Below are 24,827 nucleotides of genomic sequence, written 5' to 3' on the forward strand. Positions count from 1 at the left end.
CCCATGCGTCTTATCCGCATGCTGTTGCTGCCGGTTCTGGCTTTGACCACGCTCTCGGCCCACGCCGATGACAAGGACGTGGCGCGCCTGACCCAACTGCTGGAAAAATCCCAGACCCTGACCGCACGTTTCTCCCAGCTGACCCTCGACGGCGGCGGCACCCAATTGCAGGAAACGGCGGGTGAAATGTCGTTGCAGCGCCCGGGCCTGTTCTACTGGCACACCGATGCGCCGGCCGAGCAAACCATGGTCTCCGACGGCAAGAAGGTGACATTGTGGGACCCGGACCTGGAACAGGTGACCATCAAGACCCTCGACCTGCGCCTGACCCAGACGCCGGCGTTGCTGTTGTCCGGTGATGTGTCCAAGATCAGCCAGAGCTTCGATATCAGCGCCAAGGAAGCCGGCGGCGTGATTGACTTCACCTTGAAGCCGAAAACCAAGGACACGCTGTTCGACAGCCTGCGTCTGTCGTTCCGCAACGGTCTGGTCAATGATATGCAGCTGATCGACAGCGTCGGCCAGCGCACCAATATCCTGTTCACGGGCGTGAAGGCCAACGAGCCGATTGCGGCGTCGAAGTTCAAGTTCGTGATCCCGAAAGGCGCGGATGTGATCCAGGAATAAAACGCAAAACCCCTGTAGGAGCGAGCTTGCTCGCGATGGACTTCAGGGCACCGCGGGGTGTCAGGCATGCCGCGTTATCGTTTACGACCATCGCTAGCAAGCTAGCTCCTACAGGAATTGCGGCGTTCACAGTGAGGTTTCATAAGTAGTGATGGACCTGTTTCGCAGTGCCCCGATTGCTCAGCCCTTGGCCGCCCGTTTGCGTGCGGCCAATCTGGACGAGTACGTCGGCCAGGAACACCTGCTCGCTCGCGGCAAGCCTTTGCGTGAAGCCCTGGAGCAGGGTGCCCTGCACTCGATGATTTTCTGGGGCCCGCCGGGGGTGGGCAAGACCACCCTGGCGCGGCTGCTGGCGGAAGTCTCGGATGCGCACTTCGAGACGGTGTCGGCGGTGCTGGCCGGGGTCAAGGAAATCCGCCAGGCGGTGGAAATCGCCAAACAGCAGGCCGGTCAATACGGCAAGCGCACCATCCTGTTCGTCGACGAAGTGCACCGCTTCAACAAGTCCCAGCAGGATGCGTTCCTGCCCTATGTCGAAGACGGTACGCTGATTTTCATCGGCGCGACCACCGAAAACCCCTCGTTCGAACTCAATAACGCATTGCTGTCCCGAGCACGGGTCTACGTGCTCAAAAGCCTCGACGAAGCGGCCCTGCGCAAGCTGGTGCATCGCGCGCTGACCGAAGAGCGTGGCCTGGGCAAACGCCAACTGACCCTCAGCGATGAAGGCTTCCAGATGCTGCTGTCGGCGGCCGATGGCGATGGCCGACGCCTGCTCAACCTGCTGGAAAACGCCTCCGACCTGGCCGAAGACAATAGCGAGATCGGTGTCGATCTGCTGCAAAGCCTGCTGGGCGATACCCGTCGGCGGTTCGACAAGGGTGGCGAAGCGTTCTACGACCAGATTTCCGCGCTGCATAAATCGGTGCGCGGCTCCAACCCCGACGGTGCGTTGTATTGGTTCGCGCGGATGATCGACGGCGGTTGCGATCCGCTGTACCTGGCCCGGCGCGTGGTGCGCATGGCCAGCGAGGACATCGGCAACGCCGACCCGCGAGCCCTGAGCCTGTGCCTGGCAGCGTGGGAAGTGCAGGAGCGCCTCGGCAGCCCCGAAGGCGAATTGGCTGTAGCCCAGGCCATTACCTATCTGGCTTGCGCGCCGAAAAGCAACGCGGTGTACATGGGCTTCAAGGCCGCCCTGCGCAGCGCCACCGAACACGGTTCGCTGGAAGTGCCGCTGCACCTGCGCAACGCCCCGACCAAATTGATGAAACAACTGGGTTACGGTGATGAATACCGTTATGCCCACGATGAGCCGGATGCCTACGCCGCGGGCGAAGACTACTTCCCGGAAGAGCTCGAGCCGCAGCGATTCTATCAGCCGGTGCCCCGTGGCCTGGAGCTGAAGATCGGCGAGAAACTCAATCACCTTGCGCAACTCGACCGTCTCAGCCCCCGGCAGCGGAGAAAATAGTGCTGCCATTGATCGTTGCGGTATCCCTCGGCGGCGTCGCCGGCACGCTGTTGCGCTTCGCTGCCGGCAATTGGGTCAACGCTAATTGGCCGCGGCACTTCTATACCGCGACGCTGGCCGTTAATATCGTGGGCTGTCTGCTGATCGGCGTTCTATACGGTCTGTTTTTGATTCGCCCGGAGGTGCCTTTCGAGGTGCGCGCCGGGTTGATTGTCGGCTTCCTCGGGGGGCTGACGACTTTTTCATCCTTTTCACTGGATACGGTGCGCTTGCTGGAAAGCGGGCAAGTGCCGCTGGCCCTGGGCTATGCGGCAATCAGCGTATTCGGCGGGCTGCTTGCCACCTGGGCCGGCCTGTCCTTGACCAAACTTTGATAAACGAGAAACCGACATGCTCGATTCAAAACTGTTACGTAGCAACCTTCAGGACGTAGCGGACCGCCTGGCATCCCGGGGCTACACCCTGGATGTTGCGCGCATCGAAGCGCTGGAAGAACAGCGCAAGACCGTCCAGACCCGCACCGAAGCACTGCAGGCTGAGCGTAATGCGCGTTCCAAATCCATCGGTCAGGCCAAGCAGCGCGGTGAAGACATCGCGCCGCTGATGGCGGATGTCGAGCGCATGGCGAACGAATTGAGCGCGGGTAAAGTCGAGCTGGACGCGATCCAGACCGATCTGGACTCGATCCTGCTCGGTATCCCCAACCTGCCGCACGAATCGGTGCCGATCGGCGACGACGAAGAAGGCAACGTTGAAGTGCGCCGCTGGGGCACGCCGACGGCGTTCGATTTTCCCGTTCAGGACCACGTGGCCCTGGGCGAGAAATTCGGCTGGCTGGATTTCGAAACCGCCGCCAAGCTGTCCGGCGCGCGCTTCGCCCTGTTGCGCGGCCCGATCGCCCGTCTGCACCGCGCCCTGGCGCAGTTCATGATCAACCTGCACACCAGCGAACACGGCTACGAAGAGGCCTACACGCCTTACCTGGTCCAGGCGCCGGCGCTGCACGGCACCGGTCAGCTGCCGAAGTTCGAAGAAGACCTGTTCAAGATCGCCCGTGAAGGCGAAGCCGATCTGTACCTGATCCCGACCGCTGAAGTGTCGTTGACCAACATCGTCGCTGGCGAAATCGTCGATTCGAAACTGCTGCCGATCAAGTTCGTGGCGCACACCCCGTGCTTCCGCAGTGAAGCCGGCGCCTCGGGGCGTGATACCCGCGGCATGATCCGCCAGCATCAGTTCGACAAGGTCGAGATGGTGCAGATCGTCGAGCCGTCGACTTCGATGGACGCGCTGGAAGGCCTGACCGCCAACGCAGAGAAAGTCCTGCAACTGCTGGAACTGCCATACCGCACCCTGGCGCTGTGCACCGGCGACATGGGCTTCAGCGCGGTCAAGACCTACGACCTGGAAGTGTGGATCCCGAGCCAGGACAAGTACCGCGAGATCTCCTCGTGCTCCAACTGCGGCGACTTCCAGGCCCGGCGGATGCAAGCGCGTTTCCGCAATCCGGAAACCGGCAAGCCCGAGCTGGTTCACACCCTCAACGGTTCCGGCCTGGCGGTCGGTCGTACCCTGGTGGCAGTGCTGGAAAACTACCAGCAGGCCGACGGTTCGATCCGTGTGCCAGAGGTGCTGAAACCGTACATGGGTGGCATCGAGGTCATCGGCTAAATGGACTATCTGCCGCTGTTTCATAACCTTCGCGGCAGTCGTGTGTTGGTCGTCGGCGGCGGGGAGATTGCCTTGCGCAAATCCCGCCTGCTGGCCGAAGCCGGTGCACTGCTGCGGGTGGTCGCACCGCAGATCGAACCGCAACTGCGCGAACTGGTGACCGGCAGCGGTGGCGAGTGCCTGGTGCGCGGCTACGTCGAGGCCGATCTGGACGGTTGCGGGCTGATCATCGCCGCCACCGACGACGAACCGCTCAACGCACAAGTCTCCGCCGATGCCCGTCGGCGTTGCGTGCCGGTCAACGTGGTGGACGCGCCAGCCCTGTGCAGCGTGATCTTCCCGGCGATCGTCGACCGTTCGCCGTTGATCATCGCGGTGTCCAGCGGCGGCGATGCGCCGGTGCTGGCACGCTTGATCCGCGCCAAACTGGAAACCTGGATTCCGTCCACCTATGGGCAACTGGCCGGTCTGGCGGCGCGTTTTCGCGGCCAGGTCAAACGCCTGTTCCCGGATGTGCAGCAGCGTCGGGCATTCTGGGAAGACGTGTTCCAGGGCCCGATTGCCGATCGGCAACTGGCCGGGCAGGGCGCCGAAGCCGAGCGTCTGATGCTGGCGAAAATTGCCGGTGACGTTCCGGATGCAACGGGCGAAGTCTATCTGGTCGGCGCCGGCCCGGGTGATCCGGACCTGTTGACCTTCCGCGCCTTGCGCCTGATGCAGCAAGCCGATGTGGTGCTGTATGACCGCCTGGTGGCGCCGGCGATTCTCGATTTGTGCCGTCGCGATGCGGAGCGGGTCTACGTCGGCAAACGCCGCGCCGAACACGCCGTGCCCCAGGACCAGATCAACCAGCGCCTGGTGGATCTGGCCAAGGCCGGCAAGCGTGTGGTGCGCCTGAAGGGTGGCGATCCGTTTATCTTCGGCCGCGGTGGTGAAGAGATCGAGGAATTGGCGGCCCATGGCATCCCGTTCCAGGTCGTGCCGGGGATCACCGCAGCCAGCGGTTGCGCGGCCTATGCCGGGATCCCGCTGACCCACCGCGATTACGCGCAGTCGGTGCGGTTCGTCACCGGTCACCTCAAGGACGGCTCCACCGATCTGCCGTGGGCCGATCTGGTCGCGCCGGCGCAAACCCTGGTGTTCTACATGGGGTTGGTGGGGTTGCCGATCATCTGCGAGCAGTTGATCAAGCACGGTCGCGCGGCGGATACCCCGGCGGCGTTGATTCAGCAGGGCACGACGGTCAATCAGCGGGTGTTTACCGGCACCTTGGCCGACCTTCCGCAGCTGGTGGCGGAGCATGAAGTGCATGCGCCGACATTGGTGATTGTTGGGGAAGTGGTGCAACTGCGCGAGAAACTGGCGTGGTTCGAAGGGGCTCAGGGGCAACTCTAGAAACCGAGTCGGTCGAGTGCGACCCCGGCCCATCGCGAGCAGGCTCGCTCCCACAGGGGATTTGTGAACGACACAAACCAACTGTGGGAGCGAGCCTGCTCGCGAAGAGGGCCTCAAAACCACCCCAAACTTCAGATCAGACCGCAGCTTTGCGCCAAACCCCTTTCCCGCTCAACCGCCCCCGATCATGCGCCGCCGTGAAATCCTGCACTGGCCCCTTCGGCACAATCCCGGTCGGATTGATGGTCTTGTGACTGCCATAATAGTGGTGCTTGATGTGCTCGAAACTCACCGTTTCAGCAATCCCCGGCCACTGATAAATCTCCCGCAGCCAGTTCGACAGATTCGGGTAGTCCGCTATCCGCCGCAGATTGCACTTGAAGTGCCCGTAATACACCGCGTCGAAGCGAATCATCGTGGTAAACAACCGAATGTCGGCTTCCGTCAGGTACTCGCCGCTCAGATAACGGTTGGCGCCCAGTAACTGCTCCAGCCAATCCAGCTCGGCAAACAACTCATCGAACGCCTCTTCATAGGCCTTCTGCGAGGTGGCGAAGCCGGCACGATACACGCCGTTGTTCACCGCCGGATAAATCCGCTCGTTCAACCCATCGATCTCACTGCGCAACGGTGCCGGATAAAGGTCCAGATCATTGCCGGTCAAGTCATCGAAAGCGCTGTTGAACATGCGGATAATCTCCGCCGATTCATTATTGACGATACGGTTCTGTTGTTTGTCCCAGAGTACCGGCACGGTGACGCGGCCGGTGTAGTCGGCGGTGTCGGCCGTGTAGCGCTGGTGCATGAACTGGAAGTGATCGAGCTTGTCGCCCGTGGAGCCCAGGTTCTGGTCGAAGGTCCAGCCGTTCTCCAGCATCAGCCAGCTGACCACGGACACATCGATCAGGCTTTCCAGGCCTTTGAGTTTGCGCAGGATCAGCGTGCGATGGGCCCACGGACAGGCGAGGGACACATAAAGATGATAGCGCCCCGGCTCGGCCGCAAAGCCGCCGACACCGCTCGGGCCTGGCTGACCGTCGGCGGTCACCCAGTTGCGGCGCTGCGCCTGTTCACGCTGAAACGCGCCGTCCTTGCTGCTTTCGTACCACTGGTCGTGCCAGCGGCCTTCGACTAATAAACCCATTTTCAGACTCCTCGACCAATAAGCGTTGGAGAGGAGTCTATTCGTATAGGTTCGAACAAATAGCGCAAAGGTTGGGCAGTTATGATCGGTTAAATCGATCTATCCCGCGCGTCCCAATACTGCTGGGCGGTGTCGAAGGCGTGTTCGCGGCTCTGGCCGAGGCCGCGCAAGGCCAGGGCCATGGTCGAGATCAGCGCCATTTGTGGGTAGCTGTCGACCACGTCGCCGCGCCAGACGGCTTTCAAATGCTCGGGATCGAGGCTGGCCGGTTTGACGTGGCGCTGGGCTGAGCGTTGCGGCCATTCTTCGTCCCAGCTCTCGCCACCGGTGGTGCCGTACAAGTGACTGTCGGCGTCCGGGTTGATCTCGATCTCGCCGCCATCGCCTTTCACCACGATCGCGGTGTCGCCGAGCAAGCCGCTGGCGTCGCGATGCACCGCTTGGTAGCCGGGGTGAAAAATGCTCTGCAGGCCACAGCGAGCGCCCAATGGATTGAGGATCCGTGCCAGGGAATGGATCGGCGAACGCAGGCCCAGGGTGTTGCGCAGATCGATCATTCGCTGCAGTTGCGGCGCCCAATCCACCAGCGGCATGAACGCCAGGCCGCCCTGATCCAGGGCCGCGCCGACCTGCTGCCAGTTGCGGCACAGCGGGATCTGCACGGTTTCGAGCAGCTGTTCGCTATACAGCCGTCCCGCCGTGTGCGCGCCGCCGCCGTGCATGAAGATCCGCACACCGTTCTGCGCCAGGCACTTGGCCGCCAGCAGGTACCACGGCAGATGGCGTTTCTTGCCGGCATAGGTCGGCCAGTCCAGATCGACATTCAATGCCGGTGCCTGCAAGCGTTCACGCAAGGCTTCGGTGAACCCCGCCATCTCCTCGGCGCTTTCTTCCTTGTGCCGCAGCAGCATCAGGAAAGCGCCGAGTTGGGTGTCCTCGACCTTGTCGTCGAGCACCATGCCCATGGCTTCACGTGCTTCGACCCGGGTCAGGTCGCGGGCGCCGCGTTTGCCTTTGCCGAGGATGCGCACGAACTGGGCGAACGGGTGCTCGGCGGGTGTTTCGAGGGTCAGCGCAGGATAGTCGGTCATAAGCAATTCGTCGGTTTGGGCAGGCCCGCCAGTTTCGCGGCGAGTTTGGCAGGGGTGCCTTTGAACAATCGGTTCAGGTGCAGGCTGTTGCCTTTGTCCGTGCCGAGTTTCAATGCGGTGTACTTGATCAGCGGGCGCGTGGCGGGGGACAGCTGGAATTCGCTGTAGAAACTGCGCAGCAATTCGAGGATCTCCCAATGTTCGGGACTCAACTCGATGTCTTCGGCGGCGGCGAGGGCGCTGGCGACCTCAGAGGACCAGTCGCTCAGTTCGACCAGGAAACCATCCTTGTCCAGCTCGATGGCGCGGGCGCCCACGGTCAGGACTTTCATAGCCAACTGTTGACCTTGTCGTAGTGGATCGACAGGGCGACGAAGGCCGGGTAGTCGATGGCCTCGGCCCAGTCCGGCGTTGGCAGGTTGCGAGCCTGGGCGTCTTCGGCCAGCACAAACAGTTTCAGGCCGCGGGTACCCAGGGTATCGAACGGCGCGGTACCCGGTTGCAAGGCATAGGCCGCGTCGCCGGACAGCAGCAGCGCATCCTCGGCGCCGATCACGCGCAGGCAGCTGTTCAGTCGATCGTCGCCGAAAGGGGAATGGGACAACACATGTAAAGTCGACATCAGAGGGTGATCACCTGGTCGTAACGGTCGATAAGCGCGGTGATTTCGCCAGCGCTCAGCACCTGGGCTTCTTCGAGGGACAAAACCTTCGGGTCCAGGCCGCGCTCGGCAGCGCTGTCGCCACAGACGAACAGGTCTTCGACGCCGAACATCGGCAGCGCCTGCAGGTTGGCGCTCAGGTCTTTCTGTTGCAGGGCCCTGGCGTCCTGTTTCGCGGCGAGCTGGAACACGCCATCATCGAGGAACAGCAGGCCCACAGGCAAATCGAAAGCGCCACCGGCCAGCACCACGTCCAGCGCTTCGCGCGCACTCGGCCCGGACCAGGGCGACTGACGGCTGATAATCAGCAAGGATCTGGGCATTTTCACGCGCCTCCGAAACAGATCAGGCGGTCAGCGTCCTGCACTGCGTCATGCAACTGCCCCAGCCCGGACAATTCCCACGGCGCGGCCACGGCAACCGCTTCGCGCTGGTAACGCCCGGCTTCTTCTGCGTTCAACACGCCACGGCGCAGGGCGGCGGCGATACAGACGACGCCGTCCAGTCGATGCTCGGTGACGAAGGAGCGCCATTGCCTGGGCAAATCCAGCTCATCCTGCGGCGTGACCAGGCTACCGGAGGCGTTATATACGCCGTCCTGATAGAAAAACAGTCGGACAATCTCATGCCCGCCGGCCAGCGCGGCCTGGGCGAACAGCAAGGCGCGGCGCGAGGAGGGCGCATGGGCGGCGGAAAACAGCGCGATGGCGAACTTCATGACGGACTCGATCAGCGGAACTGCGGTCATGATAAAGCTTTATCGTTGGGGCGGCGAAGGGCGTTTACCTGAAAACCGAGTCGCCGCCTTCGCTGGCAAGCCAGCTCCTACAGGGGATTTGTGTCGTACATACCACTGAAATCCCCCACCGAACCCCTGTAGGAGCTGGCTTGCCAGCGAAAGCGGCCTGCCAGACAACATTAATACTGCAGGTAATCACCCGATCAGCGCGGCATATACCCCAACTGCCACCGCCGCGGAATCTTCAACGACAGCAACCCGATCCCGCCCGCCAGCAACCCGCTGACAAACAACGCCCTGAGCCCCAGATGATGCTCCAGCACCGCACCCAGCACCGCGCCGGCAAACATCCCGGCCCAGGGAATCAACTGCACCCGCCAGCCGTTGCGCCGTTCGCCGAGCATCCAGCGCCCCAGGCCGCGGCCGAAGCGCGACAGGGCGCCGGTGACATAGGTCAGGCCGACCGGCAGGCCATTCACTTCCTCCACGGCGGCATTGAGCATGCCCATGGCGATGATCGCCGCCAGCAACGCCGGCAGTTGTTCCTCATAGGGCCAGGCAGCGGCACCGCAGAGCAGGGTGGCGATGCACAGCAGCAAGGGCAGGGCCCGCCGGCCGCCAAGACGGCTGACGACGATGCCCAGGGCGTTGCCGATGATGAAGGTGGCCACGAGGATCGTCAGGCGCAGGGTCAGGCCCATGTCGCCGTCGCTGATGGCCACGGCGAGACGGGTGGTGTTGCCGCTCATGAACGAAACGAAATCGCCGCTGGCCATGAAGCCGATGGCATCGGTCATCCCGGCCAGTACCGAGAGTGCGGCCACCAGCGACAGCCCGATGCGCCCGCGCCATTTCTGGACATGCAGATGGCCCGGACTGGCGTGGGTGCTGGAGGACGAAGGCAACATCGTTAGATAAATCCTTGCGCGGCGAGGGTCACTTGCTCAATCCATATAACTCGCAATACTCCCGCCAGTCCATACCGGCCATCTCGGCTACTTCCTTGTGCACTTCCATGCGTTGCGCCTGATAGTCCGCTTCCGAGGCGGCGGTCAGTTGCAACGTCAGTTCCCAGGCAAACAGCCCGAGACGCTCGGCTTCGGCCTCGAAGGCTTCATGCAGGCGCTCGTCACGGTACTGCGCCTGGGTCTCGCCCTTGGCCTGGGCCAGCAGCGGGTTGAGGTTGTCGAGTTCGATGCGCAGTTCAGGACGCTCATAGAGAAACTTCTTCAGCGCCTGCTCGTGTTGCTGTTCGCTTGCCGCCATGGTCGCTCCTTGAAAATGGATTACGCAGACTGCTTCTTGCTGGCTTTAGCCGCAGCGGCCAGGCACTCGAGGGCAAACTGCTCGGGATAGGTCATCTGGATCGGCGTGGTCTCACCTTTGACGGTACGTTCGCCATCGAGGATGTAACGAATCCGCTTGTCGGTGACGCCAATGCGCTTGGCGATCCAGGAAGGCGTCTGCCCGATCTGGCTGATCAGCTTGTCGGCGTATTCAGCGGTCGGTTTGTAGTATTCGGCGTTGGGTGTCATGGGTCGTTCCAGAAAAAGGCGCGATGCAGCGTTAATGGCGCGACAGGGTGCGCGAATCGGCACCCGGTGTCGCGGTATAAATGAAGTAAAGCAGAACGATACGCCGTGCCGCGGTGATACAGTCCGCTTTTTATTGATGAGCGAACGCAATGCGAATTCTGATGGTGGCGCTGGCCGTATCCTTGCTGGCCGGCTGTGCAGGCTCGGCGATGAACGATGCCCGCACTGGAACCCCGTACAAGACCCTGACCTCGAACAAGCCGGAAAAAGTCGTCGCCCAGTGCGTGCAGTTTTCCTGGCAGGACGAGGCGGTGTTCGGGGTCGATGCCAGTGCGTATCTGCAGCCGGGCAAGAAGGGCGGGTCCACGGTCTACACGCGCTCGGCGGAAGCCTTTGTCGATGTGACCACCGATGCCTCAGGAACGCAGTTGAACTACTACGCGCAGAAGGATGACTTTGTCGCCAAGCGCCGGCTGGCCGCGCTGGCGACCTGCCTCTGACCTCACGGCCAACGCACATCCCTTGTAGGAGCTGGCTTGCCAGCGAAGAGGCCATCACCGGCGACATCAACGTCGCCTGACACACCGCCTTCGCCAGCAAGCCGGCTCCTGCAAGGGCTATGCGAGGCGCTTCTGAAAGAAAAAGCGCGTGTGCCCAGGCGGGTAGTCAGCGATCTGCCCCAACTCGCTGTAACCCAGCTTCCTGTAGAACGCCGGCGCCTGGAAGTCGAAGGTGTCGAGCCAGACCCCGAGGCAGTCCTTCTCCCGCGCCAGGTCTTCGGCCATCTGCATCAGCTTCGAACCGATGCCCTGTCTGCGGCCCTGTTCCGGTACCGACAGCAGGTCGATGTACAACCATAGGTAAAACACTCGACCGTAGAGTCCACCGAGGATATCGCCGCTTTCATCGCGCACCAGCAAGGCAATGGGCTCCGGCGTCGAGACCCCGGCCTTTTCGGCGTTATAGGCACGTAACGGCAATAGAATAGCCTGGCGTTCTTCATCCGTGGGGTTTTGCGACTGTTCGATTCGCAGTTTCATGCGCTATTTCCTTATGGCTGGGGCGGACAACATTCCCAAGCCTATCGCGGTACAAGGGCGTTGTTCCAGTCCCCGGGTGGAACCCTCGTTCGCAAGCAGATGTCTAGCCTAGACAGCGTCATCCAGAGCGCAGCCCATGAGGACAACCCGTGAATATTTTTGAAGCCTTGCGTGAAAGCCACGACCGCCAACGCAGCTACGCCGACGCGCTGATCCAGACCAGCGGCGATACCCCGGAACGGGTCGAGGCCTACAGGCAGCTCAAGTCCGAACTCCAGGCCCACGAAACCGCGGAAGAGCGGCATTTCTACATCCCGCTGATGGAATTCGACAACGGTGTCGACCTCAGCCGCCATGCGATCTCCGAACATCACGAGATGGACGAAATGATGGAGACGCTCGACGAGACCGAGATGTCCAGCCCGGCCTGGCTGGCAACCGCGAAGAAGCTTTCTGAAAAGGTTCATCACCACCTGAAGGAAGAAGAGCAGAAGTTCTTCCAGCAGGCCGGCAAGTTGCTCGACGACCAGCAGAAAGAGACGCTGGCGGGGCAGTATCTGAAAGAGTACAAGGCCCAGCTTGTCTGAGGGCGTTTTCGTCTAACATGGGCGCCTTTTGACGAACAAGGGACAGGTTGCATGTCGAACACAGCCGAGCGGGTCAACATCATCGAATCCAAGGTGTTGTCCCACGACTGGTACCTGCTGAAGAAAATCACCTTCGATTACCACCGCAACAACGGCGAATGGCAACGCCAGACCCGCGAGGTCTACGACCGTGGCAATGGCGCGGCGATCCTGCTGTTCAACCGTGAACGCAAAACCGTGGTGCTGACCCGGCAGTTCCGCCTGCCGGTGTTCGTCAATGGCCACGATGGGCTGCTGATCGAAGTGGCGGCCGGGTTGCTTGAAGGCGCGGCGCCTGAAGAACGCATCCGCGATGAAGCGGAAGAGGAAACCGGCTATCGCGTGCACCATGTGCAGAAGGTGTTCGAGGCGTACATGAGCCCGGGCTCGGTGACTGAAAAGCTGCACTTCTTCATCGCCGAATACGATGCTTCATCGAAAGTCGGTGAGGGCGGCGGACTGGAGGAGGAGACCGAGGAACTTGAAGTGCTGGAGTGGTCATTCGCGGATGCACTGACAGCGTTCGATCGCGGTGAAATCTGCGATGCGAAGACCATCATGCTGTTGCAGTATGCGGCGATGAAAAACATCTTCACCGCGATTTAACATGCGCCGGCTCCTGCACGATCACCGGTGTGCCGATAGTTTGTGGAAAACGGCAACCCCTGTAGGAGCCGGCTTGCCGGCGAAGGCGTCGTCACAGGCAATACAAGGCTCAAAGCCGCCTTCACCAGCAAGCTTGGCTCCTGCACGAAATCAAAAGCCTTCCAGGCGCCCGGTTCTGCCCCATTGCCCGCCCTCAAGCGCCAATAACCACTCCTTGGCCTCAAGCCCACCGGCGAACCCCGTCAGTTTCCCCGACGCTCCAATCACCCGATGACAGGGCGCCACAATCGATATCGGATTCCTGCCATTCGCCGCACCTACCGCCCGAACCGCACTTGGATTACCGATCTGCTCGGCAATCTGGCTATAGCTGCGCGTCTCGCCGAACGGAATGGTCAACAGCGCCGCCCAGACCTTCTTTTGAAATTCGGTCCCGACAAAATCCAGCTCCAGCTCGAAACGATTGCGGGTGCCGGCGAAGTATTCCTTCAGCTGTTGTGCGGTGCGCACCAGGATCGGATTGGCCGGATCTTCGCTCATCGGCCCCAGCAGCACCCGGTTCGGCCTGTCGTTTTCCCAGAGGATGGCCGCCAGTCGCGCGCCGTTCGCCACCAGCTTCAGCTCGCCAACCGGCGACGCCATGGTCGTGCAGGTGTACGTCATGCAGGCAGACCCCACAGAAGTGCCAAATAAGGCGCCAAGCATACTGCCTCGACGGGGAGGCGCAATACGCAATCCCAGCCATACTTGCCTACTGTTCCTGACCGTTTCCTCTGTTTTTTTTACAGAGCCAAAAAAACAAAAAGAGACCGACTCATGAAGTTCGAACCTTTTGCCAAATCGCTCATTGCGACCTCGTTGGCGCTGAGCTGCCTGATGGCCCACGCCGCCTCCGTGGCCCCGGTCGCGGCCGAAAACGGCATGGTGGTCACCGCCCAGCATCTGGCCAGCCATGTGGGCGTCGATGTGCTCAAGAACGGTGGCAATGCCGTCGATGCCGCCGTCGCGGTAGGGTATGCGCTGGCGGTGGTGTACCCCGCGGCGGGCAACCTGGGCGGCGGTGGTTTCATGACCATTCAATTGGCGGACGGGCGCAAGACCTTCCTCGATTTCCGCGAAAAGGCGCCGCTGGCGGCCACCGCCGACATGTACCTCGACAAGGAGGGCAACGTCGTCCCGGACCTCAGCACCCGTGGCCACCTGGCCGTCGGAGTGCCGGGCACCGTGTCCGGCATGGAACTGGCCCTGCAGAAGTACGGCACCAAACCGCGCAAGGAAGTGATCGCCCCGGCGATCAAGCTCGCCGAAGACGGTTTTGTCCTGGAGCAGGGCGATGTCGAATTGCTGGAATACGCAACCGACGTGTTCAAGAAGGACATGAAGGATTCCGGCTCGATCTTCCTGAGCAATGGCGAGCCGATGCAGGTCGGGCAAAAACTGGTGCAGAAGGACCTGGGCAAGACCCTGCGGGAAATCTCCGAGAAGGGTGCCGACGGTTTCTACAAAGGCTGGGTCGCCGACGCCATCGTCACCTCCAGCCAGGCCAACAAGGGCATCATTGCCCAGGCCGACCTCGACAAGTACAAGACCCGCGAACTGGCGCCGATCGAATGCGATTACCGCGGCTACCACGTGGTGTCGGCGCCACCGCCCAGCTCCGGCGGGGTGGTGATCTGCGAAATCCTGAACATCCTCGAAGGCTATCCGATGAAAGACCTGGGCTACCACTCGGCCCAGGGCATGCACTACCAGATCGAAGCGATGCGTCATGCCTACGTGGATCGCAACAGCTACCTGGGCGACCCGGATTTCGTGAAAAACCCGATCGCCCACCTGCTGGATAAAAACTACGCGACCAAAATCCGCGACGCCATCGACCCGCAAAAGGCCGGCGTATCCCGCGAGCTCAAACCCGGGGTAGCGCCCCACGAAGGCAGCAACACCACCCATTACTCCATCGTCGACAAATGGGGCAACGCGGTATCGGTCACCTACACCCTCAACGACTGGTTCGGTGCCGGCGTCATGGCCAGCAAGACCGGGGTCATCCTCAATGACGAAATGGACGACTTCACCTCGAAGATCGGCGTGCCGAACATGTACGGCCTGGTGCAAGGGGAGGCCAACGCCATCGCGCCCGGCAAGGCACCGCTGTCGTCCATGAGCCCGACCATCGTCACCAAGGACGGCAAGGTGGTGATGGTCGTCGGCACCCCCGGCGGCAGCCGCATCATCACCGCGACCCTGCTGACCATGCTCAATGTGATCGACTACGGCATGAACATCCAGGAAGCGGTCGACGCCCCGCGTTTCCACCAGCAATGGTTGCCGGAAGAGACCAACCTGGAAACCTTCACCACCAGCCCGGATACGGTGAAGATGCTGGAAAGCTGGGGCCACAAGTTTGCCGGTCCCCAGGACCCCAACCACCTGGCGGCGATCCTGGTCGGCGCGCCTTCGCTGGAGGGCAAGCCGGTGGGCAAGAACCGCTTCTACGGGGCGAACGATCCACGACGTAATACCGGGTTGTCGCTCGGTTACTGAAGGTCGTTTTAAAAGGGGACGGACCTGTATTTCCGTCCCCTGAACCACTGAGAGTTGAAGGAAGTCACCATGACCACTGCACTGCTGATCATCGACGTCCAACATTTGCTGTGCGTCGGCGAGTACGAATGCTTCGAGATCAAACGCGTCATCGATCTCATCAACGGCCTGAGTGCCAGGGCACGCGTAGCAGGCATTCCGGTCATCCTGATTCAACATGAGGAAAAGGGCAGCCTGCTGCAGCAGGGTGGCGAAGGCTGGCAGCTGGCCGAGGACCTGGAAACCTCACCCGAAGATCTGCGTGTACGAAAAACCACCCGGGATTCTTTTTACCAGACCCGTCTGCTGCAGATTCTGCAACAGTGGGACGTCGAGCGCGTGATCATCTGCGGCCTGCAAACCGACTATTGCGTCAATGCCACCGTGCGCCAGGCCCTGAAACTGGGTTATGACGTGGTGCTCGCCGCCGACGCCCATTCCACCGTCGACACTGACAACATGGCCGCCGATGACATCATCGCCGAGCACAATACCCGCCTTGCACGCCTGAGCAGCCCGGTGTCGCGGATCGATGTGATCCCGACCAGGGACATACGCATCAGGAACCGAAAATCCCGATCGGCCCGGTCAGGAATGCACTGAATCAGGGCAACGCTGAACGCGTTCAATCAGTGCGTGCTTCACTTGGGGCGCCTTGCCCGCAATCGCGGTGCCTCCCAATTCATTGCCGGCGGCAGTGACTGACCGGTGTCCAGCTCCACCCCTTCAATTCACAAGCGAGCTTGCTTCTACGAGCTGCCGCACGCCGCGATCTTTTGATCTACATTTCCCTTTCCCGCTGATCAATCAATCCGCAAGGAGACGATCAACATGCCACTCCAGGCCCTGCGCGCCGACCCCTCCCACCTCGACAAAATCGCCAGCCTTTTCGACGCCTATCGCGGTTTCTACGGCCAGCCATCGAACCTCACCCAGTCGCGCAACTTCATCGCCGAACGCCTCGCCCGGGACGAGTCGACAATCTTCTTCGTCCAGGATGCCAACGGCGATGCGCTGGGATTCGTCCAGTTGTACCCGACGTTCTCCTCCATCGACGCGCACCGCACCTGGCTGCTCAGCGACCTGTTCACAACCCCGGCAGCCCGTGGTCGAGGCGTCGGTACCTTGCTGATGAACACCGCCCGAACCTTTGCGTTGCTGACGGGCGCCAAAGGCCTGGTGCTGGAGACGGCCACGGACAACGTCGGGGCGCAGCGCTTGTATGAGTCGCTGGGTTATGTGCGCGATACGGGGTACTACACCTATTGCCTGGATATGAAGCAGGGCTGAATCAAGCGTCGCTGTCGAGCACGGCAGTGCTGTCACGCAGGGTCAATTCGAATGGCAGCACCACATGTCGCTGCAAGATTGGTTTTTTCTCTATAAGAGCAATCAGCATCTCGACCGCCTTCTGGCCAAAGACTTCGGCGGGTTGCGCAATGGTCGTCAACGGCGGGTCGCAGTAGGCGGCGAAGGGAATGTCATCGAAACCTACCAGGGAAATATCCTCAGGCACTCGCAACCCCTGTTGTTTGATGCGCTTCAACGCACCGATCGCCATTTCATCGTTTTCGCAAAACAGGGCAGTAGGGCGCTCGGCCAGTTCCAGCAGCGCGCCCGCCCCATCAAAACCGGCGGTCAAGGTGAAGTCGCCGTGGCAGACCAGCGCCGGGTCGCAGGCAATTCCGGCCTCGCTCAGCGCATCGTGATAGCCGGCCACCCGGTCGCGGGTCAGCGGGCTGCTTTTCGGACCTTTGACCAGCCCGATGCGGCGGTGACCCAGACCGATCAGGTGTTCGGTCATGGCCTTGGCAGCGGCGCGGTTATCCAGGCTGATGGTGGGATGACGCCCGCCCTGGATCACTTCACAGGCGTTGACCATGGGCGGTGACTCGCCGTTGGGCGAGGGCGATTCGAAAGGGTCGCAGGCGCGCAGCTGGATCACGCCGTCGGCCTGATGGGCGTGCACCAGCGCGGCGAATTCCCGTTCGACTTCCTCCCGGCCCTGGGTGTCGCACAGCAGCAGGCGATAACCGGCCGCTTGTGCTGCCTGCTGGGCACCGCTGATGACCCGGGCGAAAAACGTGTTGGCGATGGCCGGGACCAGAATCACCAGGTTGCCGGTTCGGCGCGAACGAAACTGCACGGCCATCAGGTTCGGCCGGTAACCGGCCTGTTCCACCGCCGCGTTGACCTTGTCCCGGGTTTCGGGGAGCACGCGTTCGGGCGACTTCAGCGTCCTGGACACGGTCGCCACCGAAACGCCGGCCAGGCGGGCAACTTCACGGATATTGGACAAGACAACCTCGTTACGAAACGGCAAATGTCAGCACGGCCGGCGAGCTTACCGCAGGCGGGTCGTGGGTTGAAATGATCTTCATGGCTAATCCGGGTTTGACACCTCAAGCAACTGAGCTTAAATTTCCGGCATGATGTAACCGGTTACATCATAGTCGATCCTGAGTCTGAATCTCCCCCGGACAGAGAATTTCGCGATGAACGTTGCAACGACAAAAATACGCATGGGCTTCGTCGGGGGCGGCGAGGGCGCCTTCATCGGCAAGGCCCACCGCCAGGCTGCCGGCCTCGATGGACACTTTGAGCTGGTGTGCGGCGCCTTCAGTCGAGACGCGCGCAACAATCAGGAGAGCGGTGCAGCCTTGGGCTTGCCCGCCTCACGCTGCTACAACGACTGGCAGCACATGCTGGAGGCCGAACGCGCACTGCCCGCGGACCAGCGCATGGAGCTGCTGGTCATCGTCACCCCCAATCACTTGCACGCCCCGATCGCCAGCCAGGCGCTGAGCGCGGGTTTTCATGTGTTCAGCGAGAAACCCGCTGCGCTCAACCTGTCCGAGCTGCTGGCGCTCAAGGCCGTGCTGAAAAGCAGCGACCGCCTGTATGGGCTGGCGCACACCTACCTGGGTTATCCGATGGTCTGGCAGGCCCGCAAGATGGTGCGCACCGGCGTGATCGGCGCCGTGCGCAAGGTCATGGTCGAATACCCCCAGGGCTGGCTCAGCCGGGATGTGGCCGGGCAGGGCAACAAGCAGGCCGGCTGGCGCGACCAGCCCGAGCAGTCAGGGCTGGGCGGCTGCATCGGCGATATCGGCACCCATGCCTTTTCCCTGGCCGAATTCGTTGCGGATCAGCCCATCGAGCAGATCTGCGCGACCCTGGGCGTGCACATCGCCGGGCGGCAACTGGACGATGACGCGGCGATGCTGTTCAAGATGGCGGCCGGCGCCACCGGCGTGTTGATCGCCAGCCAGGTCTGCGCCGGTGAGGAGAACCCGCTGAAGATCCGTATCTACGGTGACAAAGGCGGACTGGAATGGCGCCAGGAAGAACCGGCGAGCCTGATCCATCGCTCCCTCGATCAACCGATGCGCATCCTGCGATCCGGTGTCGGCCAGCCCTGGTTGTGCGACGCCGCGACCAGGCGCATGCGGCTGCCCGCCGGGCACCCCGAAGGTTATCTGGAAGCCATGGCCAACCTCTACGGCGACTTCGCCAGCGCGATCCGCAACAAGGTAGAAGGCCACGACGCCCCCGGCGTGCCGGGGATCGACGTCGGGCTGCGCGGCATGGCCTTCATCGAAGCAGCGATCGCCAACCATCGCGGCGACGCGAAGTGGACCGCCCTGGTCTGCCATCCATGAACCCGGAGAACCCACCCGTGAACCCTACCTCCCAAGCACCGACCGGCCTGCGCGGCCCGGGAATTTTCCTCGCGCAATTCATGTCCGCCGAAGCGCCGTTCGATACCCTGGCCAATATTGCACGCTGGGCGGCGTCCCAAGGCTACAAGGCCATTCAGCTACCCACCCTGGGCACGCAATACATCGACCTGGCCCGTGCCGCGGAAAGTCAAAGCTACTGCGACGAGTTGAAAGCCGTCTGCGCCCAGGCAGGCGTCGAGATCAGTGAGTTGTCGACTCACCTGCAAGGCCAGCTGGTGGCCGTGCATCCGGCGTTCGATGCCTTGTTCGATGACTTCGCCCCCGTGTATTTGCGCGGCCAGCCCCAGGCGCGCACCGAATGGGCCATCGACCAGTTGAAACTGGCCGCCCGCGCCAGCCAGCGCCTGGGATTGAAAGCCCACGCGACCTTCTCCGGAGCGCTGTTGTGGCCCTACATCTACCCATGGCCACAACGGCCGAGCGGTCTGGTCGAGCAAGGCTTTGCCGAACTGGCCAGGCGCTGGCGGCCGATCCTCGATTGCTTCGAAGAGGCCGGCGTCGACCTCTGCTATGAAATCCACCCCGGCGAGGACCTGCACGACGGCGCCTCGTTCGAGCGCTTCCTGGAGGCCGTCGATCATCATCCGCGCGCCACGATCCTCTACGACCCGAGTCACCTGCTGTTACAGCAAATGGACTACCTGGGGTTCATCGACCGCTATCACGAGCGCATCCGCATGTTCCACGTCAAGGACGCCGAGTTCCGCCCCGATGCCCGTTCCGGCGTCTACGGCGGCTACCAGGGTTGGGTGGATCGCCCGGGCCGGTTCCGTTCGCTGGGGGATGGCCAGATCGATTTCAAATCGATATTCAGCAAGCTGACCCAGTACGACTTTGCCGGTTGGGCGGTGCTGGAGTGGGAATGCTGCCTGAAAGACTCGGAGCAGGGCGCCGCAGAAGGGGCGGCGTTCATCCGCGAGCACATGATCAGCAAGACCCGAAAGGCCTTCGACGACTTCGCCAGCGTGACGTCCGACGAGGGTTTCAATCGACGGCTGCTGGGGTTGCCCGACGCCTGAAAACCTGTTTGCCGATTCTTTCCCGAAAATAAAAACAACAAGGTGACAGTTCATGACCACGATGAGTGCGCGATTGAGCGCAATGATGTTCCTGCAGTTTTTTATCTGGGGTGGCTGGTTCGTCACCCTCGGCACCTTCCTCTCCAGCAACCTGGGGGCCAGTGGCGGGCAGATCGGCATGGCGTTCTCCACGCAATCCTGGGGCGCAATCATCGCGCCATTCGTCATCGGGTTGATTGCCGACCGCTACTTCAATGCCGAACGCATCCTCGCGGTGCTGCATCTGGTCGGCGCGGTGCTGCTGTTCCAGCTCTATCGAGCCGCCGACTTCAGCACCTTCTATCCGTTCGTACTGGCCTACATGATGATCTACATGCCGACCCTGGCCCTGGTCAATTCGGTGGCCTTCCGGCAGATGCGCGACCCGGCGCTGGAGTTCTCGCGCATCCGGGTGTGGGGCACTATCGGCTGGATTGTCGCGGGCGTGGTGATCAGCTTCGTGTTTGCCTGGGACTCGCAACAGGCGATCTCGTCCGGCGGCTTGCGCAACACCTTCCTGATGTCCGCCATCGCCTCCCTGGCGCTGGGCCTCTACAGCTTCACCTTGCCCCGTACCGCGCCGCTACCGCGTGAACCGGGCAGCGGCGGCCTCAAGCAAATGCTCGGGCTGGATGCCTTGGGTTTGCTCAAGGATCGCAGTTACCTGGTGTTCTTCATCGCCTCGATCCTGATCTGCATTCCCCTGGCGTTTTATTACCAGAATGCCAACCCGTTCCTGGCGGAAATCGGCGTCACCAACCCCACGGCGAAGATGGCCATCGGGCAGGTGTCCGAAGTGCTGTTCATGCTGCTCCTGCCGTTGTTCATCCAGCGTTTCGGGATCAAGCTTGCGCTGCTGGTGGGGATGCTGGCCTGGGCCTTGCGCTACCTGTTGTTCGCCTATGGCAACAACGGCGACCTGGCCTTCATGCTGTTCACCGGCATCGCCCTGCATGGCATCTGTTATGACTTCTTTTTTGTCTCGGGGCAGATCTACACCGATGCCAAGGCCTCGGAGCGTTTCAGAAGCTCGGCGCAAGGGCTGATCACCCTGGCGACTTATGGCCTGGGCATGCTCATTGGATTCTGGGTGGCGGGGCAGGTGACCGATCACTATGCGTCGGCGGACAGCCACGATTGGAAGAGTATCTGGCTGTTCCCTGCGGGGTTTGCGTTGGCGATCTTTTTCTGTTTTTCGTTGGCGTTCAATGGGCGTCAGACCCAGGCTGTGCAATCGAATGGCTGAAGACAGAACGGGCGCACGAAAGGCGCCCGTTTCCATGCCGCTGTCGACTACGCCTGTTTGCCAAACACCGGCCGGAAAAAAGACCGCTCGTAGCTGAGGATGCATTTTGTGTCCTCCGCATATTTGAACGCCGCCATGCAATCCGGATCGTTCATGGAGTCTTGCCGGTACTGCTCATACGCCGAAAGGCTTGGAAAGCTGAACATCGCCAAGGCAATGTTATTGGCGCCCTCGGAGGGCAGGAAGTAGCCGTGGTGCTGGCCTCCGAATTTTTCGACCAGGGGAATCCATAGCGTTGCGTAGTGTTCGAATGCTTTGATCTGGTAGGGATCCAGGACGTATCTGAGATAACAAGTGACCACTTTTTTTTCTCCCTCTTGGTTGGGGGGCTGCTTTCGGCCCGATATAACTACCTTGCTCTGAACGACCTGCGTAGCAGATCGATGACTTGATCGGTTGAAGGCCCTTGAATGGGCGGTGGGTCAGGGCTTTCCCCGAATTCGCGCCAGATGAACAGGGTCAATTCCGCGCCGTCAGTAAGCGACGTTGCGTTTTCGTTTGTCGCGAAGGTCTCCAGCAGCCTGTATCTCTTATCTTTCCAGAACAGATCTTCGACCCAGTGATACACCGGAATGAAGTGGAAATGGATAGGGTAACCGGGGTCATGGCCGAATCGACTGATGTAGAGCCACTTCGGTTTCAACTGCGATTCAATGGTTTTCTGAACGTTGGTGAGCAGCCTTCCCAGTTCTGCCAGCGCACCGTTGGGTAGTTCAGCCAGCGAGTTGGCGTGAGTCCTTGAGCCGAGCATTAGATAGCCGGGTAGGGCGGACGACAGGTGGTGATTGAGAATCCAGTGGGCGGTTTCATGAATGATGAACCGGGGGGCTACTTCCATGTGTGGGTGTCCATGGTGGATCGGTTTCTTACGAAGCGGTTAGGAAAGTCTTGGCAATTTAGCTGACTTCGTCTTCCAGATTCTTAGGGCTTTTTCCAGCCACTCAACCCGCATTACTGCTCCAGCGGTGGGCGCGCATCGCCGCAACCTGGTCGTCGGCGGCGAATTTACCCTGATCGGCTTCCCCTACCGCCAATTCGATCTGTGCGGTAAGCGTTCTCTTATGCTCGATAGAGTCGCGAGGAACGTCCATCGCCAGGTCGCTCACACTTTGGCCATTCGTCTTGGCCAGATCGGCGAGAGCGTTCGAACCGTCTTCCGGCAGGTGCAGGGATTTACCTGTCATGACAGCCTCGATGGTGAGCGTTTTGTTGGGCATCTTACACCGTCAAGCGCTCACGTGAATTAGCACGCCGAAGCGTGGGAACGATCAGGTTGAAAGGACGGTTGTAGGAACTTTCTGAGTTGTAGGCAGGCGGCTACATCGTCTTGCGTAGATGCCTACGCCTAAGACAGAATCCGCCGGCTTGTGCGCCTTGGGGCTGGCTTTTATCGTCTGCGGGTCGCTGAAAATCAGCGATCGGGTTTAGCAGCTCGGCTCCACTCTAGGCACACAGCGTCCATTTCATACTCAGGTTTTTTACCTGCAGGTTCCTGTTATGGCGGCTTTGCGTGGGGCACTTCGGTGCGCCGGGTTCTAGAGTCCTGGTCTGCTAACCCGCGTACGGCCGCCACCTCTATTCGTTTAGCAGCGACTGTGGCGGCTCCATCACTCTAGGAGTTTCACCATGATCAGATCTACACCCAGCCCTCCTGAATCAGAAACCGCAACGCAATCCACGTCCAAAATTTGTGACAATCACCAGCCCCTCAGAAACGCCGTTCCACCGCACAAACCCAGCACGATGTTCGTCATCGCACCCGGCATTGGCACCGAAGCCCTGTTGGCCCACGCTTGTGAATCCCTGGCTTCGGCGAGTGTCATGGCCAGTGATTTTGCCGCGTTCCTGGAAGGATCACAGCGCAACACGATGCTGGGCATCCAGCAGGTCATCATGCTGGCCGATTTGGCGGTGAATCGAGCACTGGATAACGTCGATCCGCAGGATTGACCCACCTGACCATTCCCATGTCGACGCCGTTCGCGTGGGAATGCATTCCCTCTATCCGGATCAAAGGTATCAATGAGCGCAAATTTTCCAGGCTTTATGTGGGGCTTTCCCGGCATCGACCGGCGACTGCTGAAAATGCAATTCAGCTTTTTGCTGATGGTCCTGGGCGGACGGTGCAATCAACTCGCGGTGGCCTGGTGGACCTTGCAGGAAACAGGCTCTGCGCTCTATTTTGCTAATATGGTTGCCTGTTCCATCGCGGCAGAGGTGTTATCGAAACCTCTGCTGGGATGGCTGGGGGACAAATACAACAAAATCCTGATCATCAAGCTCGCCTCATGGATCAGCTTGATAACAGCGCTGTTCATGGTAGTACTGTCCGCCACGGGGTTGTTCAACCCCTGGACGGTGGGTGCGCTGATGATGATCAGCAGTGCGATTGTCGGCGTGCGCGACCCGCTCCAGGCGTCGATCATTCCTTTGTTTGCAAACGACGATAAAGTCTCCCTGGCCTTTCGGACCAAAAGTGTGATGTCGTCCTTTTCCATTCTGTTGGGGCCGGTACTGGCCAGCGGGTTGATTTACGGGGTCGGTATCACATTCGCCTTTGCTGCCGATTTTTTTGCGATTCTTATCGCCGGGTTGTTGATCGCGACTATCCCGAGCCACATCGGAGTCACTGGCGAAGACGAAAAAACCTCGGGTGCCAGTGGCTTCAGCATGATCTATTCCAGCTTCAAAGTGGTTTACGGAGTGAAAGTAGAATTTTACCTGGCCATCATTGCAATGCTGATCAACTTTGCCCTGTTTCCGTTCTTCACTATCCTGATCCCGCTATACGTAAAAGACGTCATCCAGTACCCGGTTACTTATATCGGCCTTCTGGATGCAAGCTTCGGGCTGGGCATTCTGGTGGGCAGTTACAAGATCATCGGCTGGTTATCCGACCGAGTCCCCCGTGACATGTGTGTGTCCGCAGGTTTTGCACTACTGGGTTGCAATCTGTTGGTGGTCGGGACCGTTTCATCGTCTTTCATCGTACCCGTCGCCTTTTTCTGCGGCGGCGTCGGCCTGATGTTGATCAACATCCCCACCTCCGCTGTCAGGTTGCTGGCGACGCCCAAGCTCCATCGCAACCGGGTTTTTGCCACGGTTTCATTTCTGTCCGCGGCGGCCAGCCCCTTGGGCAGTTTCGCGATGAACAGCCTGATTGCCTATCTGGGAGTCGCACTAACAGTCACGCTGCTAGGTGTCATGGTGCTGCTGTTGTCCCTGCTGGTCTTTCTAGTACCTGATTTCAAAACTTTCATGCGGTCCCAGGATACGCAACTCAATGATGCCTACTTGGAGAAATACCCTGAAGCGTTCGAACAAAGATGCCCATCATTTCGCGTGAATTAGCAGTCCAGAGCGTGGGAACAATCAGATTGAAAGGACGGTTGTAGGAATTGTCTGAGTTGTAGGCAGGAGGCTACATCATCTTGCGTAGATGCCTACGCCTAAGACAGAATCCGCCGGCTTGTGCGCCTTGGGGCTGGCTTCTATCGTCTGCGGGTCGCTGAAAAATCAGCGATCGGG

Annotated in this window: 31 protein-coding genes; 16 read left to right on the forward strand and 15 right to left on the reverse strand. The window is 60.7% G+C overall.

The features are described from left to right. The first annotated feature begins 3 nt into the window (after positions 1-3). From lolA to cysG, 5 genes are all read left to right on the forward strand, one after another. The gene (gene lolA / locus J2W17_RS03470; RefSeq protein ID WP_128871298.1) at positions 4-627 is read left to right on the forward strand and encodes an outer membrane lipoprotein chaperone LolA; all 624 of its coding nucleotides are present in this window, start codon (positions 4-6) and stop codon (positions 625-627) included. Positions 628-778: 151 nt separating this feature from the next. Further along, a complete protein-coding gene (locus J2W17_RS03475; RefSeq protein ID WP_307329215.1) occupies positions 779-2,101 on the forward strand; it encodes a replication-associated recombination protein A in 1,323 nt (440 codons plus the stop codon). After that, positions 2,101-2,475, forward strand: coding sequence for a fluoride efflux transporter CrcB (gene crcB, locus J2W17_RS03480; RefSeq protein WP_307329218.1), 375 nt, complete (start codon positions 2,101-2,103; stop codon positions 2,473-2,475). The genes J2W17_RS03475 and crcB overlap by 1 nt, the downstream gene beginning before the upstream one ends. A 16-nt stretch (positions 2,476-2,491) precedes the next feature. Beyond that, the gene (serS, locus tag J2W17_RS03485) at positions 2,492-3,772 is read left to right on the forward strand and encodes a serine--tRNA ligase (protein WP_307329219.1); all 1,281 of its coding nucleotides are present in this window, start codon (positions 2,492-2,494) and stop codon (positions 3,770-3,772) included. Next, positions 3,773-5,167, forward strand: coding sequence for a siroheme synthase CysG (gene cysG / locus J2W17_RS03490; protein ID WP_307329222.1), 1,395 nt, complete (start codon positions 3,773-3,775; stop codon positions 5,165-5,167). It abuts the gene before it with no gap. Positions 5,168-5,303: 136 nt separating this feature from the next. Here cysG and J2W17_RS03495 read toward each other — a convergent pair whose 3' ends face one another. The 9 genes from J2W17_RS03495 to J2W17_RS03535 form a co-directional block, all read right to left on the reverse strand. Then, positions 5,304-6,311: a glutathione S-transferase family protein gene (locus J2W17_RS03495; RefSeq protein ID WP_307329225.1), complete on the reverse strand. Its 1,008-nt coding sequence runs from the start codon at positions 6,309-6,311 to the stop codon at positions 5,304-5,306. An 89-nt stretch (positions 6,312-6,400) separates the two neighbouring features. After that, positions 6,401-7,402: a glycosyl transferase family protein gene (locus tag J2W17_RS03500; RefSeq protein WP_307329228.1), complete on the reverse strand. Its 1,002-nt coding sequence runs from the start codon at positions 7,400-7,402 to the stop codon at positions 6,401-6,403. After that, positions 7,399-7,734: a TusE/DsrC/DsvC family sulfur relay protein gene (locus J2W17_RS03505; protein ID WP_307329231.1), complete on the reverse strand. Its 336-nt coding sequence runs from the start codon at positions 7,732-7,734 to the stop codon at positions 7,399-7,401. The genes J2W17_RS03500 and J2W17_RS03505 overlap by 4 nt, the downstream gene beginning before the upstream one ends. Further along, positions 7,731-8,024, reverse strand: coding sequence for a sulfurtransferase complex subunit TusB (gene tusB, locus J2W17_RS03510; RefSeq protein WP_307329236.1), 294 nt, complete (start codon positions 8,022-8,024; stop codon positions 7,731-7,733). The genes J2W17_RS03505 and tusB overlap by 4 nt, the downstream gene beginning before the upstream one ends. Then, positions 8,024-8,386, reverse strand: coding sequence for a sulfurtransferase complex subunit TusC (gene tusC / locus J2W17_RS03515; RefSeq protein ID WP_307329240.1), 363 nt, complete (start codon positions 8,384-8,386; stop codon positions 8,024-8,026). Before tusC ends, tusB begins: the two co-directional genes overlap by 1 nt. A 2-nt stretch (positions 8,387-8,388) precedes the next feature. Continuing rightward, the gene (gene tusD, locus J2W17_RS03520) at positions 8,389-8,781 is read right to left on the reverse strand and encodes a sulfurtransferase complex subunit TusD (protein WP_307329467.1); all 393 of its coding nucleotides are present in this window, start codon (positions 8,779-8,781) and stop codon (positions 8,389-8,391) included. 224 nt (positions 8,782-9,005) lie between these two features. Further along, complete coding sequence (locus tag J2W17_RS03525) at positions 9,006-9,710, reverse strand: YoaK family protein (protein ID WP_307329243.1); 705 nt, start codon at positions 9,708-9,710, stop codon at positions 9,006-9,008. 28 nt (positions 9,711-9,738) lie between these two features. Next, complete coding sequence (locus J2W17_RS03530) at positions 9,739-10,068, reverse strand: DUF6388 family protein (protein ID WP_307329246.1); 330 nt, start codon at positions 10,066-10,068, stop codon at positions 9,739-9,741. 20 nt (positions 10,069-10,088) lie between these two features. Beyond that, positions 10,089-10,337 (reverse strand): hypothetical protein, encoded by a 249-nt coding sequence (locus J2W17_RS03535; RefSeq protein ID WP_064678716.1) that lies wholly within the window; start codon positions 10,335-10,337, stop codon positions 10,089-10,091. 149 nt (positions 10,338-10,486) lie between these two features. Here J2W17_RS03535 and J2W17_RS03540 point away from each other — a divergent pair, with 149 nt between their 5' ends. Then, positions 10,487-10,837 (forward strand): hypothetical protein, encoded by a 351-nt coding sequence (locus J2W17_RS03540; RefSeq protein WP_307329250.1) that lies wholly within the window; start codon positions 10,487-10,489, stop codon positions 10,835-10,837. Positions 10,838-10,954: 117 nt separating this feature from the next. On the opposite strand, the gene J2W17_RS03545 is transcribed toward J2W17_RS03540, so the two are convergent. Continuing rightward, positions 10,955-11,377, reverse strand: coding sequence for a GNAT family N-acetyltransferase (locus J2W17_RS03545; RefSeq protein WP_307329253.1), 423 nt, complete (start codon positions 11,375-11,377; stop codon positions 10,955-10,957). A 149-nt stretch (positions 11,378-11,526) separates the two neighbouring features. On the opposite strand from J2W17_RS03545, the gene J2W17_RS03550 reads away from it, so the two are divergent. Further along, positions 11,527-11,964 carry a hemerythrin domain-containing protein gene (locus J2W17_RS03550; RefSeq protein WP_307329256.1) on the forward strand — a complete coding sequence of 146 codons (438 nt, stop codon included), beginning with the start codon at positions 11,527-11,529 and terminating at the stop codon, positions 11,962-11,964. Positions 11,965-12,015: 51 nt separating this feature from the next. Further along, positions 12,016-12,609: an NUDIX domain-containing protein gene (locus J2W17_RS03555; protein ID WP_307329259.1), complete on the forward strand. Its 594-nt coding sequence runs from the start codon at positions 12,016-12,018 to the stop codon at positions 12,607-12,609. Between the two features lie 150 nt (positions 12,610-12,759). Here the strand turns inward: J2W17_RS03555 and J2W17_RS03560 are convergent, their stop codons facing one another. Further along, the gene (locus J2W17_RS03560; protein WP_307329262.1) at positions 12,760-13,272 is read right to left on the reverse strand and encodes a methylated-DNA--[protein]-cysteine S-methyltransferase; all 513 of its coding nucleotides are present in this window, start codon (positions 13,270-13,272) and stop codon (positions 12,760-12,762) included. Between the two features lie 153 nt (positions 13,273-13,425). Here J2W17_RS03560 and ggt point away from each other — a divergent pair, with 153 nt between their 5' ends. The 3 genes from ggt (at position 13,426) to J2W17_RS03575 (ending at position 16,482) form a co-directional block, all read left to right on the forward strand. Then, positions 13,426-15,153: a gamma-glutamyltransferase gene (ggt, locus tag J2W17_RS03565; RefSeq protein ID WP_307329265.1), complete on the forward strand. Its 1,728-nt coding sequence runs from the start codon at positions 13,426-13,428 to the stop codon at positions 15,151-15,153. Positions 15,154-15,222: 69 nt separating this feature from the next. Beyond that, the gene (locus tag J2W17_RS03570) at positions 15,223-15,795 is read left to right on the forward strand and encodes a cysteine hydrolase family protein (RefSeq protein WP_307329268.1); all 573 of its coding nucleotides are present in this window, start codon (positions 15,223-15,225) and stop codon (positions 15,793-15,795) included. 228 nt (positions 15,796-16,023) lie between these two features. Beyond that, the gene (locus tag J2W17_RS03575) at positions 16,024-16,482 is read left to right on the forward strand and encodes a GNAT family N-acetyltransferase (RefSeq protein ID WP_307329271.1); all 459 of its coding nucleotides are present in this window, start codon (positions 16,024-16,026) and stop codon (positions 16,480-16,482) included. 1 nt (position 16,483) lies between these two features. On the opposite strand, the gene J2W17_RS03580 is transcribed toward J2W17_RS03575, so the two are convergent. Continuing rightward, positions 16,484-17,491 (reverse strand): LacI family DNA-binding transcriptional regulator, encoded by a 1,008-nt coding sequence (locus J2W17_RS03580; protein ID WP_307329274.1) that lies wholly within the window; start codon positions 17,489-17,491, stop codon positions 16,484-16,486. A gap of 196 nt (positions 17,492-17,687) precedes the next feature. Here J2W17_RS03580 and J2W17_RS03585 point away from each other — a divergent pair, with 196 nt between their 5' ends. The 3 genes from J2W17_RS03585 to J2W17_RS03595 are packed head-to-tail and all read left to right on the forward strand — an operon-like array spanning position 17,688 to position 21,239. Next, on the forward strand, positions 17,688-18,854 hold the full coding sequence (locus J2W17_RS03585; protein ID WP_373459947.1) for a Gfo/Idh/MocA family protein: 1,167 nt from the start codon (positions 17,688-17,690) through the stop codon (positions 18,852-18,854). Then, positions 18,851-19,954, forward strand: a complete 1,104-nt coding sequence (locus J2W17_RS03590) for a sugar phosphate isomerase/epimerase family protein (protein WP_307329277.1) — start codon at positions 18,851-18,853, stop codon at positions 19,952-19,954. The genes J2W17_RS03585 and J2W17_RS03590 overlap by 4 nt, the downstream gene beginning before the upstream one ends. Positions 19,955-20,006: 52 nt before the next feature. Next, positions 20,007-21,239: a nucleoside permease gene (locus tag J2W17_RS03595; RefSeq protein WP_307329281.1), complete on the forward strand. Its 1,233-nt coding sequence runs from the start codon at positions 20,007-20,009 to the stop codon at positions 21,237-21,239. 47 nt (positions 21,240-21,286) lie between these two features. On the opposite strand, the gene J2W17_RS03600 is transcribed toward J2W17_RS03595, so the two are convergent. The 3 genes from J2W17_RS03600 to J2W17_RS03610 form a co-directional block, all read right to left on the reverse strand. Next, complete coding sequence (locus tag J2W17_RS03600; RefSeq protein ID WP_064678699.1) at positions 21,287-21,601, reverse strand: NIPSNAP family protein; 315 nt, start codon at positions 21,599-21,601, stop codon at positions 21,287-21,289. Between the two features lie 47 nt (positions 21,602-21,648). After that, on the reverse strand, positions 21,649-22,137 hold the full coding sequence (locus tag J2W17_RS03605) for an HIT family protein (protein WP_307329286.1): 489 nt from the start codon (positions 22,135-22,137) through the stop codon (positions 21,649-21,651). Between the two features lie 103 nt (positions 22,138-22,240). Then, positions 22,241-22,483, reverse strand: a complete 243-nt coding sequence (locus J2W17_RS03610) for a CopG family transcriptional regulator (RefSeq protein ID WP_307329473.1) — start codon at positions 22,481-22,483, stop codon at positions 22,241-22,243. Between the two features lie 442 nt (positions 22,484-22,925). Here J2W17_RS03610 and J2W17_RS03615 point away from each other — a divergent pair, with 442 nt between their 5' ends. After that, a complete protein-coding gene (locus J2W17_RS03615; protein ID WP_307329289.1) occupies positions 22,926-23,249 on the forward strand; it encodes a DUF6124 family protein in 324 nt (107 codons plus the stop codon). Between the two features lie 72 nt (positions 23,250-23,321). Beyond that, positions 23,322-24,650 carry an MFS transporter gene (locus tag J2W17_RS03620; protein ID WP_307329291.1) on the forward strand — a complete coding sequence of 443 codons (1,329 nt, stop codon included), beginning with the start codon at positions 23,322-23,324 and terminating at the stop codon, positions 24,648-24,650. Positions 24,651-24,827 lie beyond the last annotated feature (177 nt).

The sequence above is a fragment of the Pseudomonas lini genome, assembly GCF_030812475.1.
GTDB classification, from domain to species: Bacteria; Pseudomonadota; Gammaproteobacteria; order Pseudomonadales; family Pseudomonadaceae; genus Aquipseudomonas; species Aquipseudomonas lini_A.